16 protein-coding genes are annotated in these 17,513 nt (G+C 67.3%); 4 read left to right on the plus strand and 12 right to left on the minus strand.

The annotated features are described in order from the left end of the window. The first annotated feature begins 663 nt into the window (after positions 1-663). From AC1RQG_RS17950 to AC1RQG_RS17960, 3 genes are read left to right on the plus strand one after another with little or no spacing between them, the layout of a single operon-like run. The gene (locus AC1RQG_RS17950; RefSeq protein WP_493133355.1) at positions 664-1,353 is read left to right on the plus strand and encodes an ABC transporter ATP-binding protein; all 690 of its coding nucleotides are present in this window, start codon (positions 664-666) and stop codon (positions 1,351-1,353) included. After that, positions 1,350-3,710: an ABC transporter permease gene (locus tag AC1RQG_RS17955; RefSeq protein ID WP_493133356.1), complete on the plus strand. Its 2,361-nt coding sequence runs from the start codon at positions 1,350-1,352 to the stop codon at positions 3,708-3,710. Before AC1RQG_RS17950 ends, AC1RQG_RS17955 begins: the two co-directional genes overlap by 4 nt. 2 nt (positions 3,711-3,712) lie before the next feature. Then, positions 3,713-4,897 (plus strand): efflux RND transporter periplasmic adaptor subunit, encoded by a 1,185-nt coding sequence (locus AC1RQG_RS17960; RefSeq protein WP_493133357.1) that lies wholly within the window; start codon positions 3,713-3,715, stop codon positions 4,895-4,897. A 65-nt stretch (positions 4,898-4,962) separates the two neighbouring features. On the opposite strand, the gene AC1RQG_RS17965 is transcribed toward AC1RQG_RS17960, so the two are convergent. From AC1RQG_RS17965 to AC1RQG_RS18020, 12 genes are all read right to left on the minus strand, one after another. Next, positions 4,963-6,933: a peptidase U32 family protein gene (locus AC1RQG_RS17965; protein WP_493133358.1), complete on the minus strand. Its 1,971-nt coding sequence runs from the start codon at positions 6,931-6,933 to the stop codon at positions 4,963-4,965. A 166-nt stretch (positions 6,934-7,099) separates the two neighbouring features. Then, positions 7,100-8,632 (minus strand): cryptochrome/photolyase family protein, encoded by a 1,533-nt coding sequence (locus tag AC1RQG_RS17970; protein WP_493133359.1) that lies wholly within the window; start codon positions 8,630-8,632, stop codon positions 7,100-7,102. Positions 8,633-8,648: 16 nt separating this feature from the next. Continuing rightward, on the minus strand, positions 8,649-9,359 hold the full coding sequence (gene folE, locus AC1RQG_RS17975; RefSeq protein WP_493133360.1) for a GTP cyclohydrolase I: 711 nt from the start codon (positions 9,357-9,359) through the stop codon (positions 8,649-8,651). An 8-nt stretch (positions 9,360-9,367) separates the two neighbouring features. Further along, positions 9,368-9,865, minus strand: a complete 498-nt coding sequence (locus AC1RQG_RS17980; RefSeq protein WP_493133361.1) for a TspO/MBR family protein — start codon at positions 9,863-9,865, stop codon at positions 9,368-9,370. Beyond that, the gene (locus tag AC1RQG_RS17985) at positions 9,862-10,311 is read right to left on the minus strand and encodes a nuclear transport factor 2 family protein (protein WP_493133362.1); all 450 of its coding nucleotides are present in this window, start codon (positions 10,309-10,311) and stop codon (positions 9,862-9,864) included. Before AC1RQG_RS17985 ends, AC1RQG_RS17980 begins: the two co-directional genes overlap by 4 nt. Beyond that, on the minus strand, positions 10,308-11,087 hold the full coding sequence (locus AC1RQG_RS17990) for an SDR family NAD(P)-dependent oxidoreductase (protein WP_493133363.1): 780 nt from the start codon (positions 11,085-11,087) through the stop codon (positions 10,308-10,310). Before AC1RQG_RS17990 ends, AC1RQG_RS17985 begins: the two co-directional genes overlap by 4 nt. Then, positions 11,075-11,608 (minus strand): DUF3833 domain-containing protein, encoded by a 534-nt coding sequence (locus AC1RQG_RS17995; protein ID WP_493133364.1) that lies wholly within the window; start codon positions 11,606-11,608, stop codon positions 11,075-11,077. Before AC1RQG_RS17995 ends, AC1RQG_RS17990 begins: the two co-directional genes overlap by 13 nt. Continuing rightward, positions 11,605-12,921, minus strand: a complete 1,317-nt coding sequence (locus AC1RQG_RS18000) for an MFS transporter (RefSeq protein ID WP_493133365.1) — start codon at positions 12,919-12,921, stop codon at positions 11,605-11,607. The genes AC1RQG_RS17995 and AC1RQG_RS18000 overlap by 4 nt, the downstream gene beginning before the upstream one ends. After that, a complete protein-coding gene (locus AC1RQG_RS18005; RefSeq protein WP_493133366.1) occupies positions 12,918-13,442 on the minus strand; it encodes a chalcone isomerase family protein in 525 nt (174 codons plus the stop codon). Before AC1RQG_RS18005 ends, AC1RQG_RS18000 begins: the two co-directional genes overlap by 4 nt. Positions 13,443-13,476: 34 nt before the next feature. Continuing rightward, positions 13,477-14,682 (minus strand): class I SAM-dependent methyltransferase, encoded by a 1,206-nt coding sequence (locus tag AC1RQG_RS18010; RefSeq protein ID WP_493133367.1) that lies wholly within the window; start codon positions 14,680-14,682, stop codon positions 13,477-13,479. Then, a complete protein-coding gene (locus tag AC1RQG_RS18015) occupies positions 14,679-15,455 on the minus strand; it encodes a DUF1365 domain-containing protein (RefSeq protein ID WP_493133368.1) in 777 nt (258 codons plus the stop codon). The genes AC1RQG_RS18010 and AC1RQG_RS18015 overlap by 4 nt, the downstream gene beginning before the upstream one ends. Further along, a complete protein-coding gene (locus AC1RQG_RS18020) occupies positions 15,452-16,735 on the minus strand; it encodes an NAD(P)/FAD-dependent oxidoreductase (RefSeq protein WP_493133369.1) in 1,284 nt (427 codons plus the stop codon). Before AC1RQG_RS18020 ends, AC1RQG_RS18015 begins: the two co-directional genes overlap by 4 nt. Positions 16,736-16,833: 98 nt before the next feature. Here AC1RQG_RS18020 and AC1RQG_RS18025 point away from each other — a divergent pair, with 98 nt between their 5' ends. Further along, positions 16,834-17,439: a TetR/AcrR family transcriptional regulator gene (locus AC1RQG_RS18025; RefSeq protein ID WP_493133370.1), complete on the plus strand. Its 606-nt coding sequence runs from the start codon at positions 16,834-16,836 to the stop codon at positions 17,437-17,439. The last annotated feature ends 74 nt before the right edge of the window (positions 17,440-17,513 follow it).

Raw genomic sequence — 17,513 nt, forward strand, 5'->3', positions numbered from 1 at the left:
GGGGACGGGCGCATCAACGCTCGTGGGGCGGCAAGCTGCCCGGTTCTTGCACGAGACGCAAATATCGTACTTTTCCGCTCCGGTCCGCGCTGCGGGTGAAATCTGTGTATTCATGGGGCCAACCTCAAAATTTTGCGCAGCAACGCCGGACGGTACGGCGCCTTTGGCGATAGTCAACAATCAAAGGGAAATCGAAATGCCGGTCGGCAGGAGCCGACGGATGCGGCCGTCGCCAGGACGAGGCATCCGCGCCAGGAGTTGGGGCGTTGAAACACAAGCATCCGCAGGGAAGGTGGGGCGGTGCTATTACGTTCACATTGTATTATTGCCAGTACTATCAGTGACTGGAATTCACAACGATCTTGCGCGGACGTCGTATTGAAACAACAAATGGACGATGCCGCCGCGCCACATTTCCGCATTGCATTTTCCCTTGGTGTAAGCCTTTTGGACAGGGAATGGCCGCCCGGTCCGGCGCATGCAGCAGACCGGCGGCAGTGTAACCATCCGTCACGAGGAAGATGAGCGACATTGCACATGATGCACTTGTTTCCGGACAATTTGATCTGGCTCATACAAATTGCAAAATGCAGCTCCTAGAATGGCCTGAACCCGAGGAACAGCCCCCAAGCCTCCATGTCTGGCCAGCGACCACGCGTCTTCATGGCGCGCAACCTTTGCAAGACCTACCGCACCGGCGACCTCGAAGTCCATGCGTTGCGCGCGCTATCGCTCGACATCACCGAAGGGGAGTTCATCGTGCTGCTGGGGCCTTCCGGCAGCGGCAAGTCCACGCTGCTCAACATCCTCGGCGGGCTCGACACGCCCACCAGCGGCGAGGCGCGCTGGCGCGACCATGCGCTGACCGGCGCCAGCGAAGCCGAGCTGACCCGCTACCGCCGTGAGCACGTGGGCTTCGTGTTCCAGTTCTATAACCTGATCTCCAGCCTGACCTTGCGCGAGAACGTGGCGCTGGTGACCGACATCGCCGAGCATCCGATGCCGCCGGACGAGGCGCTGGCCCTGGTCGGACTGGGCGACCGGGGCGACAATTTTCCGTCCGAAATCTCCGGCGGCGAGCAGCAGCGGGTGGCGGTCGCGCGCGCCATCGCCAAGCGGCCCGACGTGCTGCTGTGCGATGAACCGACCGGCGCGCTCGATGCCGACACCGGCCGTCTGGTGCTCGACCTGATCGCGCGCGTCAACCGCGAACTGGGCACGACCGTGGTGGTCATCACGCACAACGCCGTGATCGCCCGGATGGCCGACCGCGTGCTGCACATGACCAGCGGCGGCATCGCCGCGATCGAATCGAACGCCTGCCGTTGCTCGGCGGCGGAGCTGTCGTGGTGAGGGCGCTCGACCGCAAACTGCTGCGCGATCTGGCCGCCATGCCCGGCCAGGCCTGCACCATCGCGCTGGTGGTGGCGGCCGGGGTCGGGGCCTTCGTCGCCCAATTGTCGACCTACCATTCGCTGGTGGCCACCCGGGCCGGTTACTACCAGCAAGCGCGCTTCGCCGACGTGTTCGCCGACCTCAAGCGGGCGCCCAATGCGCTGCTGGCGCGGGTGGGCGGCTTGCCAGGCGTGGCCCAGGCCGACGCGACCGTGAAATTCGACGTCTCGCTCGACTTGCCCGACGCGCCCGAGCCGCTGGTCGGCCGCATGATCGGGCTCGATGGCGCCCGCCAGCCGGAGCTGAACCGCCTCACCTTGCGCACCGGACGCTGGCCCCAGCCCAACGAGGCCGGCGCCGTGCTGGTGTCGGAAGGCTTCGCGCTGGCGCGCCGGCTGCATCCCGGCAGCACGCTGACGGCCGTGCTGAACGGGCGCCGCCAGCCGTTGCAGGTGGTGGGCGTGGTGCTGTCGCCCGAATACGTGTTCGCCAGCCTGGGCGGCGCCTTGCCCGACGACCGGGGCTTCGGCGTGTTCTGGATGGAGCGTCAGCACCTGGCATCGGCGTTCGGCATGGAGGGCGCGTTCAACCATCTGAACCTCAAGCTCGCCCCCGGCGCCAGCGCCCCGGCCACGATCGACGCGCTCGATCGCCTGCTGACGCCTTATGGCGGTTACGGCGCGATTGAACGGGCCGACCAGATGTCGCACCGGATGCTGAGCCAGGAGATCAACCAGCAGCGCACCATGGCCAACGTGTTCCCCACCATTTTCCTGGCGGTGGCGGCTTTTCTGCTGCACGTGGTGCTGTCGCGCCAGGTGGCCGCCCAGCGGCCCGAGATCGCCGCGTTGAAGGCGGTCGGCTATCCCGACCGCGCGATCGCGCTGCATTTCCTCAAGCTCGCGTGCGTGATCGTGGTGGGGGGCATCGCCGCCGGCCTGGCCCTGGGCGCGTGGCTCGGCCATCAGATGACCGGCATGTACACCGAGTTCTTCCACTTTCCCGCGCTGGCTTTCCAGGTGGCGCCCTGGATACCCGTCGCGGCGGCCGCGGTGAGCCTGGCCGCCGGTGTCGGCGGCACCCTGGCGGCCGTGGGCGCCGTGTTGCGGCTGCCGCCCGCCGAAGCGCTGCGCCCGCCCGTACCGCCGCGCTTCGGCCATGGCCTGTTCGAGCGGGCCGGCCTCGCGCAGCGGCTGCCGCCGCAGGCGCGCATGGTCGCGCGCACGCTGCAGCGCAATCTGCTGCGCACCGGCATGACGTGCATCGGCGTCGGTTGCAGCGTCGCCGTCATCGTCTCCGGCACGTTCTGGCGCGATTCGCTCGACCATCTGATCGACGTACAATTCCATCAGGCCGAACGCGGCGACGTGACGCTCACCTTCGCCGAACCCGCGCCCGGGGACGTGCTGGCGGAGGTGGCGCGCCTGCCCGGCGTGCTGGAGACGGAGCCGCTGCGGGCGCTGCCGGTGCGGATGCGGGCCGGCCCGCGCCAATACCTGGGCAGCGTGCTTGGCATGCCGCCGGACGCGCGCCTGCGCCGGTTGCTGGACGCCCGCCAGCGGCCGGTGCCGCTGCCGCCCGAAGGCGTGGTGCTGGGCGACCGGCTGGCCGAGCGCCTGCACCTGGTCGCGGGCGACTCGCTGGACATCGAAGTGCTGGAGGGCCAGCGCATCCGGCGCAGCGTGCCGGTGACGGGCATCGTCAACGATATGTTCGGGCTGACCGCGTACATGGATCTGTCGGCCATGCGGCGCATGCTGAATGAGCAGGACAGCGTATCGGCCGTGGTGTTGAACAACCGGGGCGGGATGGCGCCCGCGCTGATGGCGGCGCTGAAGGCCATGCCACGGGTGGCGACGGTGTCCGACAAGCGGGCGGCGCTGGTCACGTTCGAGCGCACGTCGGCCCGCAACATGCTGGTGTTCACGTCCATCATCACCGGCTTCGCCGTGGCGCTGACGGTGGGCGTGGTGTACAACAGCGCGCGCGTGTCGCTGGCCGAACGCGCATGGGAGTTGGCCAGTCTGCGCGTGCTGGGGTTCACGCGCGCCGAAGTTTCGGGCCTGCTGCTGGGTGAGATGGCGGTGCAGATGCTGATCGCGATCCCGCTGGGGCTGTGGCTGGGCTACCTGTTGTCGGCGGCGCTCGTGTATCTGATGGAGACGGAGACGTTCGCGCTGCCGCTCGTGATCCACGCGCGCACCTATGCCTACGCGGCCGGCGTGACCGCGCTGGCCGCCGCCGGCAGCGCCCTGATCGTGCGGTTACGGGTGGACCGGCTCGACCTGATCGCCGTTCTGAAGACGAGGGAATGAGGATGCGACGTACGCTGTACATATTGATCGCGGTTGCGGGCCTGGCTGGCGTGCTGGCATGGTCGTTGGCGCCGCGCCCCGTGGCCGTGCAGGTGGCCAGCGTCGCGCGCGGGCCGTTCGAGCAGACCGTCGATGAAGACGGCAAGACGCGCGTGCGCGAGCGTTACGTGGTGTCGGCGCCGCTGGCGGGGCGGATCGCGCGTTCCGGCTTCAAGGCGGGCGACGCGGTCGCGGCAGGGCAGCCGCTGGCCGTGCTGACGCCACTGGCGCCCGCCCTGATCGACGCCCGCATGGAACAGCAACTGGTCGAACGGGCCGGCGCGGCGGAGGCGGCGCGGGCGCGCGCGCAGGCCGGCATGCTGCGCGCGCAGGCCGCGCTGCGCAAGAGCGAATCGGACCTGGCACGGGTGCGGAAACTGTCGCAGGAGGGATTCCTCTCGCCCGCCCAACTGGACCAGGCCGAGCTCGACCTGCAACTGGCGCGGCGGGAACTGGACGCGACGCGTCAGGCCGTCCACGTCGCCGAGCACGATCTGGCCACGGCCCGCGCCGCGCTGCAACTGTCGCGCACCGGAACGCCGGGCGAAACGTGGACGGTGCGCGCGCCGATCGCGGGCACGGTGCTCAAGGTGGCGCAGGAGAGCGAAGGCAGCGTGCTGCTGGGCGCGCCGCTGATGGAGCTGGGGAATCCGGCCGAGCTGGAAATCGTGGCCGATGTGCTGTCGGCCGACGCGGTTCAGATCCAGCCTGGCAGCGCCGTGCGCATCGAGCGCTGGGGCGGTCCGCAGGCCTTGCGCGGGCAGGTGCGGCGCATCGAGCCATCGGCATTCACGAAGATATCCGCGCTCGGCGTCGAGGAACAGCGCGTGAACCTCGTGATCGACATCGTCTCACCGGCGGCCGAGACGAGCGGACTGCGCGACGGCTTCCGCGTGGAAGTGCGGGTGGTGGTGCACCGCGACCCGGACGTTCTGCGCGTCCCCGTGGGCGCCGTGTTCCGCCAGGGCGAGGACTGGGCGGCGTATGTCGTCGAAGGGGGCAGGGCGCATGTGCGCCAGCTGCGGCTTGGCCGTCGCAATCAGCGCGAGGCGGTGGTGCAGCAAGGTCTGAAGGCGGGTGAACGGGTGGTCCTGTACCCGCCCGACTCGTTGTCCGAAGGCGCCCGTGTCAAAATCACCCCGCCTTGATCGAATAGCCGCCGGCGACGGCACGCGCCACCCGGCCGGCTGGTCCAGCCGGCCAGACGCCCCTGTCAGGCGCGCGGGCGCTGGCGGTGGAAGGTCAGCGGGCTGTATGGCACGTTCGACGGCGGCGGCGAGGAAAGGATGCCGGGCTTCATCGCGCCCACGACGTGCATCTCGCACGGCTTGCAGTCGAAGCGCAGCGTGTAGCGCTCGTCGCCGCTGACCAGCGTCATCGGCTCGGCGCGGACCTGGCCCTGCACACCCTGCACACCCTTGGCCTGCTTGGGGCAAAGGTTGAACGAGAAGCGCAGGCAGTGCTTGGTGATCATCAGCGGCACTTCGCCGGGTTCCTCGTGCGACTCGTAGGCGGCGGCGATCATCTGCACGCCGTGCTTGGTGTAGAACGCGCGCGCCTTCTCGTTGTAGACATTGGCCAGATAGCTGAGCTGCGTATCCGGATAGACGGCCGGCGGTTCGTCCGGCGCCTTGCGTTCCGGGCGCTGCCAGGCCGCCAGCCGCGCCGCCTCGTGGGCCGCGATGGCGTCGCGGCGCAGGGCGTTGATGGCCGACGACGGCACAAACCACGGCTGCGACAGCGACAACACGATGCCGTCCACTTCAAACATGGTGTTACCGAGCTTGCCCAGGCTGGCGTGCAGCGCGGCCTCGGCCTGCTCCGCCTGCTGGGCGGGCTGCAGTGCCATGGCCGCATAGGCGCTGCTGGTGATGCCGTCCTCGTCGCGCAGGGTCAGCCGCAGGCCGTCCGCATCCTCGCTCAGCGCCAATTGCAGCGCGACTTTGCGCTCGGAGGATTTCTTCTGCAACGACGCTTCCCAATGGTGGTCACGGTTGCGCATGACGGACGCGCCGGCCTTCAGGCCCGTCAGCTCGCGCATCTGCTCGTTGGGGAACACGCGCCACACTTCGCCTTCCGCGCTGTCGCCAAGCTTCTTGACCACGTTCGCCTGGACGCCGACCACGTCACGCTTGTTCATGTAGTTCAAACCATCGCCGTTGGCCATGGGCGCGTTCGTCACCAGATCGAAATGGTCGGTGCCGAGGCGGCTGACGATGCCCAGTTCAACGCCCACGTACTTGGGCGAATCGAAGGCGCCGATCTCGTCCTGGCGGCCATTGGCGAAGTAATCGGTGTGGCCGCGATGGAAGGTCTTGTCCACGTCCGGCGTGAACAGCACGCGGGTATGGCCGCTGGAAGCGCGGCTCAGTTCCGGGCGGCGCTCCAGGATTTCGTCCAACAGCAGCCGGTAGTGGGCCGTGATGTTCTTCACATAACCCATGTCCTTGTAGCGGCCCTCGATCTTGAACGAGCGGATGCCGGCATCGACCAGCGCTTCCAGGTTCGCGCTCTGGTCGTTGTCCTTCATCGACAGCAGGTGCTTCTCATAGGCGACCACGCGGCCCTTGCTGTCGCTCAGCGTGTAGGGCAGGCGGCAGGCTTGCGAACAATCGCCGCGGTTGGCGCTGCGGCCCGTGTCAGCATGGGAAATGTAGCACTGGCCGGAGAAGGCCACGCACAGTGCGCCGTGGATGAAGTATTCGAGCGGCGTGTCGACTTCCGCGCGGATGGCGCGGATTTGCTCGATCGTCAACTCGCGTGCCAGCACCAACTGCGAGAAACCGGAGGCGCCGAGGAACTTCGCTTTCTCCACGGTGCGGATGTCGCACTGGGTGCTGGCGTGCAGCTGGATCGGGGGCAGGTCCATTTCCAGCAGGCCCATGTCCTGGATGATCAGCGCATCGACGCCGGCATCGTACAGTTGCCAGATCTGCTTGCGCGCCGCTTCCAGTTCCGCGTCGTGCAGGATGGTGTTGATGGTGACGAAAATACGCGAGCGGAACTTGTGGGCGAATTCGACCAGCGCCGAAATGTCCTCGATCGGGTTGCTGGCGTTGTGACGGGCGCCGAACGCCGGCCCGCCGATATACACCGCGTCGGCCCCGTGCAAGATGGCCTCGCGGCCAATCTCGGCGGTTTTGGCGGGGGACAGCAGTTCAATTTGGTGGTCGAGCAGGGACATGGCGGGTATTCTCACAGACGAAGGCCGAAATTTTAACAAAATCAAGCGCTTAAGTCATCCGGAACACCAAACGTCGCATTTTGCCGAGCCAGAACGGGAATAATACACATTCATTGCAAAAATATACACACGCACTGCGCCGCCACTCCACTTCCGCGGGCCGCGCCTACAGTGCCGCCAGATTTGCGCGGGTTGCGGCGGCCTGGCATTGAATGTCCTGCTTGTCGGCGTCGTCCATCCGCTGCAACTGTCGATAGGCCATCGCCAGGCGGTGGTTGCCGCCCAACCGCTTCTCGTTCCGTAGCAAGAACTCCCAGTACAGCGCATTGTAGGGGCACGCCCGCTCGCCGGTGCGTTGCTTCTTCTGGTAGTGGCAACCCTTGCAGTAGTCGCTCATGCGGTCGATGTAGGCCGCGCCGGAGATGTACGGTTTGGTCGCCAGCAGACCGCCATCGGCATATTGGCTCATGCCCAGTGTGTTGGGCAGTTCCACCCACTCGAAGGCGTCGATGTAGACGCCCAGGTACCACTGGTGCAGCTGCTGCGGCGACAATCCCGCCAGCAAGGCGAAGTTACCGATCACCATGAGGCGGTTGATATGGTGGCTGTGCGCGTGCTCCAGCGATTGCCCGATGGCCGCCGCCACGCAGCGCATGCGCGTGTCGCCGTTCCAGAACCAAGGCGGCAGCGGTTCCGTATGGCCGAAGGTGTTGAGCAGGTCGTAGCCGGGCATGCGGTGCCAGTAGATGCCGCGCACGTATTCGCGCCAGCCAAGTATCTGCCGGATGTAGCCTTCGGCCGAAGCCAGTGGCACGGCGCCGTCGCGCCAGGCTTGCTCGACGCGCGCGACCACCGTGCGCGGAGACAGCATCTTGGTGTTCATCGCGAACGACAGCAGCGAATGAAACAACCGCCACGCGCGCACGCTCATCGCGTCCTGGTAGCGGCCGAAATGGCGCAGGGCGTCGCGGACAAAACTGTCCAGCTGCCGCAGCGCCTCGCCGCGGTTGATCGGCCACGCGAAATCGCCGGCGTGCGGCGTGCCGAAGCTGCGCACGCCCGCCGCCTCGATGGTCTGCCACAGCGCGCTGTGGTCGTGGCGGGGCCGGGGATCGGCTGGCTCCCACGGCACGCCGGGCCAGCGCTCGCGGTTGTCGTGATCGAAGTTCCATTGCCCGCCCGACGGCTTACCGTCGCCGGAGATCAGCACGCCGTGCCGTCTGCGCATGTGGCGGTAGAACGGCTCCATGACCCACGCCGCGCGGCCATCGAAGAAGTCGGCCGCCTCGGCCCGGCTGGTGTAGAAATGCTCGCTGTCGTCCATGCGCGTGGCGATGTTCAGACCGGCGGCGTAGTCGGCCAGCTGCCGGTCCAGCCGCCATTCATCGGGCGCCTGCCAGGCGAAGGCGTCCGCTTCGTAATGGGCCAGCAGCCAGTCCAGGTTGGCGGGCAGGGACTGGCGGTTGTCCGGGTCGTCGATGGCCAGGTAGTGGACGCGGTGGCCGGCCGCCCGCAGCCGGCGCGCCAGGTCGCGCATGGCGGCGAAGATGGCGATGATCTTCTGCGCGTGATGCAGCACGTAGTCGGTCTCCTGCCGCACTTCCATCAGCGCGAACACCACGTCCGCGCTGGGCCGGGCAAACCAGCTGTGGCGGCAGTTGAGCTGGTCGCCGAGGATCAGTTTGAGCGTTGTGCCCACGTCCGCGCCCGCCGCGTCAACGCTTGATCAGCGCAAGGAACTCGCGCCGCAGCGCGGTGTCCTCGAGGAAGGAGCCGCGCATCACGCTGTTGATCATGCGCGCGTCATTGTCCTTGACGCCCCGCCATTGCATGCAGAAGTGGTCGGCCTCCATGATCACGGCCAAGCCGTCGGGCTTGACCTTTTCCTCCAGTAGTTCGGCCAACTGGACCACGGCCTCCTCCTGGATCTGCGGCCGGCTCATGACCCACCCCGCCAGCCGTGCGAACTTGGACAGGCCGATCAGGTTGGAGTCCCGGTTGGGCATCACACCTATCCACACCTTGCCCATGACGGGGCACAGGTGGTGCGAGCATGCGCTGCGCACGCTGATCGGGCCGATGATCATCAGTTCGTTCAGCTGCGCGGCGTTCGGAAACTCCGTCACCGGCGGCGCGGCCACGTAGCGCCCGCCGAACACTTCCTGCAAATACATCTTGGCCACGCGGCGGGCGGTGTCGCGCGAGTTGTGGTCGTTGACGGTGTCGATCACCAGGCTCTCGAGCACGCCCTCCATGCGCTGGCCGACCTCGTCCAGCAGTTCATCGAGTTCCCCGGCCTCGATGTACTCCGCGATGTTGTCGTTGGCGTGGAAGCGCGCGCCATCCCTCGTCAGGCGGGCACGGATGCGCGCGGAGACGGGCATGGAGGCGACGCGGTAGTTGAGCAGATTTTCGTTCATCATCATGTGATCCTTCAAAGTAGGGCGGGATTGCGCTGCCAGACGCTGAAGCACAGCACCCCGGCAAAACTCACCCATGCCAGGTAGGGCAGGAGAAGCACGGCGGCAAGGCGTTCGCGGCGACCGAACAGCGCGATGGTCGCGACGATCATCAGCCACAGCACGACGATGCACACAAACGCGGCCGCGCCCAGGTGCCAGCCGAAGAACAGCCAGCTCCACAACGCGTTGACAGCCAGCTGCGCCAGATACAGCAACAACGCCGGCGCGGCGCCCGCTACGCCGGTGCGGCCGACCCGCCACGCCGCGATGGCCATCATCAGATACAGCGCGCTCCACACGGGCCCGAACAGCCAGCCCGGTGGCGCCCAGCCGGGGCGGTCCAGCTGGGCGTAGAAGGCGGCTGCATGGACCGAGGCGGACGCGCCCAGCGCGGCCACAACGGCGGTCAGCGCGACCCAGCCTGCCAGCTGCAGGTATGCGCCCGACCTGGTGGACGTGGCGGCGCTCATGGTTGCGCTCCATTCGTCAGGCCAGCCGGCAGCGGCGCGCGGAAGCGGCCGCGCAGCCAGCGGATCGGCGCGCCGATCAGCGGCAGCTGTTGCAGCAGCTCCTCGGCCGCGTCCCAGTAGTCGCGGTGCATGACGACCAGGCCTTGCGCGTTGAAGCGCAGATGGCTGCCGCCGGAGATCTGATACGGCACACCGCGCAGCCGGAACACGAACAGCCAGGTGACGAACAACCGGTCGTCCTGCGCGATGCGCTCGCCGATGATGAACCGGGGCTGCTCGGTGTGGTCGAACATGTGGTGGAAGATCGCCTCGATCGCGCGGACGCCGCACACGTTGTTGAACGGATCGCGGAACAGGGCGTCCGCCGCATAGAATTCGCCGGCCCGTCCAACGGTGTCGGGGCTCAACGTGGCATACCATGCCAGGAGTGGTTCAGGATCGCTCATTGTGGTAGCAGGAAGTGAGTGATAAGGGCGAAGCGCCAACGGTATGGCATCCGGCGCAGCAACTTGAGCACCAGCGTGAAGCGCTTCGGAAAATGAATCTCGAACTGCCCGGCCGCCAGCCCGCGCCGGATCGCCCGGGCCGCGGCCTGCGGGGTCTGCAGCGCGGGCATGGCGAAAGTGTTCTGCGCCGTCAGCGCCGTCTGCACGAAGCCGGGATTGATCAGGTAGACGTCGAGCCCGCGTGGCTGCAGGTCAGTGTACAGCAGCTCCGCCAGGTTGATCAGCGCCGCCTTGCTTGGGCCGTACACGCTGGCGTTGGGCAGGCCGATATAGCCCGCCACACTGGCGACGATGGCGATGCCGCCGCTGCCGCGCGCCAGCATCGCAGGCAGCACCGTGGCCAGGCCCGTGTAGACGCTGCGCACGTTCACGGCCAGCGTGTGGGCGGCGCCTTCGGATGTCACGTCCCAGCTGCGCTCCGGGTGATAGGCCGCGGCGCAGAAGACGATCAGGTCCACGCCGCCCATCTGTTCGCAGATGGCTTGGTATTGTTCCGCCCATGCGCCCTGGTCCAGGATGTCGAACGGCGCCACGACGGCCTGTGCGTGTCCGGCAGCCACGCCTTGCAGCAGCCCGGTCCGGCGCGCGGACAGCGCCACCCGTGCACCTGCCTGCAGCAGCTCCTCGGCCAACGCCGCGCCGATGCCGCTGGAGGCGCCGACCAGCCACACGCGCCGGCCCGCCCATGCCGTGATGGGCCGGTTCAGGGAGCGCATGCGCGCCTCCTGAACATCAGCGTGACCTGACCCAGCTCGATTCCGAACTTGGACATGCTGGCGCGGTTGATCATCGTGCAGCCGTCGATCAGGAACATCCAGTCGTCGAAGGCCATCTCGTAAGTGCTGCCGTCGACGGGCAGCAGCAGCGTGTATTGCCATCGCAGCGCATTGCCCGCCAGCTCGCCAAACGCCTCGCCCTTGACGTCGGCGGCGCGGCCCAGCCAGCGGCCGTCGGCCGCGCGTGTCAGGTGCCATACGCGGCGCTGGGTGCTGCCGTCGTCGTATTGGAACTGTTCATCCAGCGTCAGCGTGCCGTCGCCGCGGGTGCCGGTGATGACGACGTGGAAGCGCTTCGCCACCGCGCCGCCGCGCCGCTGGAACATGCCCCACGCGTCGGTGGTGCCGTTGAAGAAGGTAGCCAGGTCCAGCGCCGGCTGCTGCGCCTTGTACTGCTGGACGTCGGGACCGGCGCAGCCGGCGAGCAGGGCCAGTAGCAGGCTGCATAACAAGGTCTTCATGGCGAACTCCGGTAGGGTATGGCGGGCGATGGCGCTGGCGCAGGGGCACGCAACGACGCCATGGCCAGCAGTTTGAGCAAACAAGGGACGGCGGCATACACCAGCGCCAGTGCGGCGCCGCCCGCTGTTCCGGGACGGTAGCCCAGCGCGGCCAGCGCCGGCAGCGCGAGCCCGGACAACGCCAGCGCGAGCTTGCCCAGCAGTGTGAACACGCCGTAGTAGGCGCCAGCCGGTTCGTCGGCGCCGAGCAGTTCGGCCAGCAGCACGGGCGGCATGGCAAGATCGGCGCCCAGCGCCGCACCGGCGGCGATGCAGATTGCGAAGTAGGGCAGCACGTCGCCGGCGCCAAGCAGTCCGGCGCAGGCAAAGCTGGCGATGGCCAGCGCCATGCCGATGCGCCAGCACGCCAGTACGCCGATGCGGCGCGCCAGCGCGGTCCACAGCGGCAGTCCGCAGGCGGCGGCGATGAAGTAGCAGCCGAGGAAGGCGCCGGCCAATTCCGCCGCCTGTAGCCGGTCGCGGATGAAGAACAGCGCCAGCGTGGCCGGCAGCGACACCGAGCAGGCATTCAGCAAGTAGGGCAGCAGCAGACGCACGAAGGCCCGGTTGGACGCCATGCGCCGCAGCGCGCCGCGCCATTCGTCGGCGTACGGATTCGCTTGCGGCCACGCGGGCGCGCACTTCAGCAGCAGTCCCAGGGCGGCCACCAGCAGCACCGCGAAGGCCAAGCTATAAAGCACCATGTCGGCGGCGATGCGCGCCGGTTCGCCGGCCATGATGGTGGCGGGGATGATGCTGGCGACGATTAAGCCCGCCAGCCCGGCGCCTTCACGCCACGCCGCCGCCGACAGTCGGACGTCGCCGCGCCGCGCGCCGCCGCCAGTCAGGCGGGCGCCCCAGGTCAGGTAGGCGATGTTGAGCATGCTGTGGGCGCAGTAGGCCAGCACCAGCATGGCGCCCAACCACACGGCGGCCAGCGCACCGGGAGACGGCGGCTGCCACAGGCCCGCGAAGGCCAGGGCCAGGATCACGCCGCCAGCCACCATCCAGCGCACGATGCCATCGCGCAGGCGGTCGATCACGTGGCCTTGCAGCGGATCCTGCAACGTGTCCAGCAGGCGTGCCCCGAACAGCACCCAGCCCAACTGCGCCAGCGCCACGCCGTGCATTGCGTTGTAGTAGGCGGCCACCTGCACGTACACAGGTAGCGCGGCCATCGCCAGCGGCAGGCCGAGAAGGCCGTATGCTGCCAGTCGCCACCAGGGCGGTGGCGCGTCGGCGCGCGCCATGACGTGGGCGGCTGCGGAAGTCATGGCGCGATGCCGATCAGCTTGCGGCGCAGGTTCTGGTCACGGGTACGCTCGTCGAGCCAGATACCGAAGAAGGCGCGCGCCAGCCGCACGTCGGCGATATCCGCCAGCAGGCGTTGGCGGTTGTAGAAGCGCATGCCGTGGCCGGGCGCGTACACGCCGATCAGCTCATCGCCTTCCGCCACATCGGTGAATGCGCGGTTCAGGGACTGGTCCCATTGGGCGAGCGCGTTGGCGTCGATGGCGTCCCCGCTCAGGCGCTGGATCTCGTCCAGGCTGGTCTGTACCAGACGCTGGCGGCTGATGGTGCGGTAGTAGCGCAATTGCAGCGCGAACGGACGCTCGGGCTGGAACGGGCGCTGCTCCGACCACAGCGTGGCGTGGTAGATGCGGAAGCCGAGCCAGCGCAGTTCGCCGTCGCCCAGTACTTCGGCACGCGGCAGCTCGTCGCGCCAGCTGGCGGCGTGGCACGGGCTGAGCGCCAGCGTCACGCCAAGCATGCAGCCCGCCAGCCAGACCGGCATGGTCGCCCGCCTGCCGGGGCGCACCCCGGCGCGCTCAGACCTTCTGGAGCAGGAATTGGACAACATCGGTGCGCCCCTCGTCGAAAGCCGCTTCGCAATAGGCGAAGTACATATGCCAGATCCGCATGAAGTGTTCATCGAAGCCTTGGCCCGCGATCTGCGGATGTTGCTGGCGGCAGCGCGCGTACCAGCGCCGCAGCGTCTCGGCGTAGTCGCGTCCAAAGGCGTGGCGCTCCACCGGGCGCAGGCCGCAGCGGCCCGCCTGCCGTTCGAAGCGTTCGACACTGGGCAGCATCCCGCCGGGGAAGATGTACTGCTGGATGAAATCGGTGCTGCTGCGGTAGCGCGGAAAATGCTCCTCCCCGATGGTGATCGACTGCACCAGCGCCTGCCCGCCCGGTCTCAGGCGCGCAGCGACCGTGCGGAAGTACTGCTGCCAATACTGCTCGCCCACCGCTTCGAACATCTCGATCGACACGACCGCGTCGTATTCACCCCGCAGGTCGCGGTAGTCGCACAGTTCGAGTTGCACGAGGTCGCCCAACCCTTGCTCCCGCACGCGGCGCTGCGCCACCTCCAGCTGCGATGGCGAGATCGTCACGCCATGCACATGGATGCCCTGCTGCGCCGCCTGCTCGGCAAATCCGCCCCAGCCGCAGCCAATCTCCAGCACGCGCTGGCCCGGCTGCAGCCGCAGCGTGTCGATGATGCGCTGGTATTTGCGCCGCTGCGCGTCCTGCAGCGACATGCTGTAGTCGCCATCGAACAACGCGCTCGAATACGTCCAGCTGGGATCGAGCCAGAGCCGGTAGAAATCGTTGCCGATGTCGTAGTGCGCATGGATGTTGCGCTGACTGCCCTTGCGCGTATTGGGCCGCAACCAGTGCCGCAGGCGATACCAGCACCGCGCCAGCGCGCCGCCGAACACCAGCTGGTCCAGTGACGATTCGTTGCGCAGCGCGAGGCGCAGCAACGCGGTCAGGTCCGGCGTGTCGACCCAGCCGGCCGCGTAGGCCTCGGCGAAGCCGATATCGCCCGCGCGCAGGATGCGCTGGCAGGCACGCCAGTCGAACACCCTGAGCGTCGCGCCGGTGGGCGAGCGCGCGTCGCCGAACACCATGCGGGTGTCGCAGGGCGTGACCAGCTCCAGGTGTCCGTGCCGGATATTGTTGAGCAAGGTCAGGAACAGCCGCGCGCCTGCGGGGGCGGACGGCGTGACGGTGGATAAGGTGCGGGTCATCGGACGGTCTCCTGGTGCACGGTGGTGTGGTGAGCGGGGCAGGGCGGCTTGCCGAAGAACGGGACGCGCTTGCGCCACAGCCTGAATGCCTGCCAGTGAATGCGGAACACGACGCCGAGTCCCAGCAGCGGATAACGCAACAGGGCGCCGGCCAGCGCGCGGCCGGTCATGGGCACGGGTTGGCCGCTGAGCGCGGTGCGCAGCAGCACGCCGTCGTTGTCGTAATAATCGATGGCCGTGCAGTGGCTCGCACCGCCAAGTCGGAAGCGGAAACGGTAGTGCCCCTCCACCGGGCAGAACGGCGACACGTGCATTTGCTTGATCGCAGCGCAGGTGCCCGCGCCGTCCGCTGTCCGCGCCACGCGCAGCAGGTAGCGGTGGCGCTCGCCGAACGTGTTGTTGACCTCCGCCAGCACGGCGCACAAGCGGCCGTCCGCGTCGTGGCAATGCCAGAAGCTGACGGGATTGAACGCGTAGCCCGCCACGCGGGGAAAGGTCTGCAGCCAGATCTCGCCATCGGCGTCGATGTGGTGCTCGCGCAGCAGGGCGCGCATCCATTGCTCCAGACTGGAGCCGTCGCGCGGGCCGTAGTCGCGGCGCCGTATCGACAGCGGCCGCCAGCGGTCCACGCCAAACCAGCCCGACGCGCATTCGTCCAGCCGCGCCAGGTTCAGGCGAACGTAAAACAGCGGATAGACAAAGCGGTGTGGCACGGGACGCAGACGCGCGTGCATCACCTGGCCATGCACCAACTGGGCGGCGGGCTGCATCATGGCAGCACCATCCAGCCGGGTGCCGCGCCGAATGCATCCGCGATGCGCAGCGCGGATTTCAGGCCATCCTCGTGGAAGCCGTAGCCGGTCCAGGCGCCAGCGAACCACGCGCCGCCGTTGCCCTGTATCTGCGACAGCTGCTGCTGCGCGCGCACGGTGGCCTGGTCCATGACCGGATGGGCGTACTCGAACCTGGCCAACTGCTTGTCTTCGGCAGGCGGCGTGTGCGGATTGAGCGTCACGATCACCGGCGTCTTGAACGGCAGCGCCTGCAGCTGGTTGAGCCAGTAGCTCACGCACACGGGACGTTCGCCGTCCGCCTGCGCGCCAGCCAGGTAGTTCCAGGCCGACCAGACCTTGCGCCGGCTCGGCATCAGGTTCGCGTCCGTGTGCAGGTAGGCCGTGTTGGGCTGATAGCGCACGCCGGCCAGAATGGCGCGTTCCGTCTCGCTGGCGTCGTGCAGCATGGCCAGCGTGGTCGGCGCGTGCGTGGCGAACACCACGTCGTCGAAATCATCGGGGCCGGCGCTGTCGCTCCACACTTGCACGCGACCGCCGTTGCGCCGCACGGAAGACACCGGCGTGTTCAGGCGCACGTCCGGCAGCGTGGCGGCGATCTTGCGGACGTAGTTGCGCGCGCCGCCAGCGACCGTGCGCCATTGCGGGCGATCGTTGACCTGCAACAGCGCGTGGTTGAGGCAGAAACGCAGGAACGTCGCGGCGGGGAATCGCAGGATGTCGCGCGGTGAGCTGGACCAGATCGCCGCCGCCATCGGCAACAGGTAGGCATCGCGGAAGCGCGCGCCATAGCCTTCCTGCTCCAGCAATTGCCCCAGCGTCAGCGCGGTCTGGTTCGAGCGTTGCAGGAAGCGCTGCGCATTGCGGTTGAAATGGAGGATGTCCCACACCATGCGCAGGAATGCGGGCGACACAGCGTTGGCGCGCTGCGCGAACACCGTGTCGAGACTGGTACCCGCCCACTCCAGCGCGCCGCCATCCATGGACACGGCGAACGACATGTCGCTGCCGATGCTGTCCACGCCCAACTCGGCGAACAGGGCGATGAGGTTGGGGTAGGTGCGTTCGTTATAGACGAGGAATCCCGTGTCGACGCCGTGCGTGCGTCCTTCCAGCGTGACGTCGACGGTGTTGGTGTGGCCGCCCAGATAGCCGGCCGCCTCGAACAGCACGACGTCGTGCTGACGGTGGAGGAAATAGGCGCTGGCCAAACCGGAGATGCCGGAGCCGATGACGGCGATGCGTTTGCGTGGCGGATTCATGTCGTCTTGTTGGTTAATTTGACCGTCGGTTGTACTGGCGTGCTAATATTACTACCGTCTAATCACAAAAGCTACTGCTTAGTAGCGTAAATTTACCAATGAGTATCCTTCCACGATTAAGCTTTAAGAATCAGGCATTTAAGCTGCGCGAGCACGCGATACTCGATGCCGCGACGGCGGTGCTCAGCCAAAAAGGCTATGACCTGATGACGATGGATGACGTCGCCGGTGCGGTCGGCATCTCCAAACCCAGCCTCTATAAGCACTTCAAGTCGAAGGAGGAGCTGGTGGGCGAGGCGCTGATACGGCTGCTCGATGGGGCGCTCGACTATGTGGCGGGGCTGGACGCGGCGCTCAGTCCGCTGCAAAAGCTATCGTCGCTGCTGGAGTGGGCGCTGCGCGTACGCCTGGACGGCGGCCTGCCGTTCCTGCCATCGACCAGCCCGCACGTGCGCGAGATGTTGATGCGCAACGTGAAATACATGCTTCGTGTGATGAAGCTGAACCGCCAGCTGGAGGCGCTGGTCAAGCAAGGACAGCAGCAGGGGCAGCTGAACACCGAGCTACCAACCGACGTGATTCTGTTCAGCTACTACGCGCGTACCTGCGATCCGGCGGTCGAATTTTTGCAGAAGTACAGCAAGATGTCGGCGGAAGACATCGTGCGCCACATGCTGAAAGTGTCGTTCGAGGGCTTTCGTTGACCGCGCGGGGTAGGCCACTGGCGCGTGGCGGACATGCCGCGCCCGCGCCTTCCGGGGCGCCTCCCGCTTCTGCC

It is taken from the genome of Rugamonas sp. GW822-FHT03B10, from assembly GCF_058801745.1.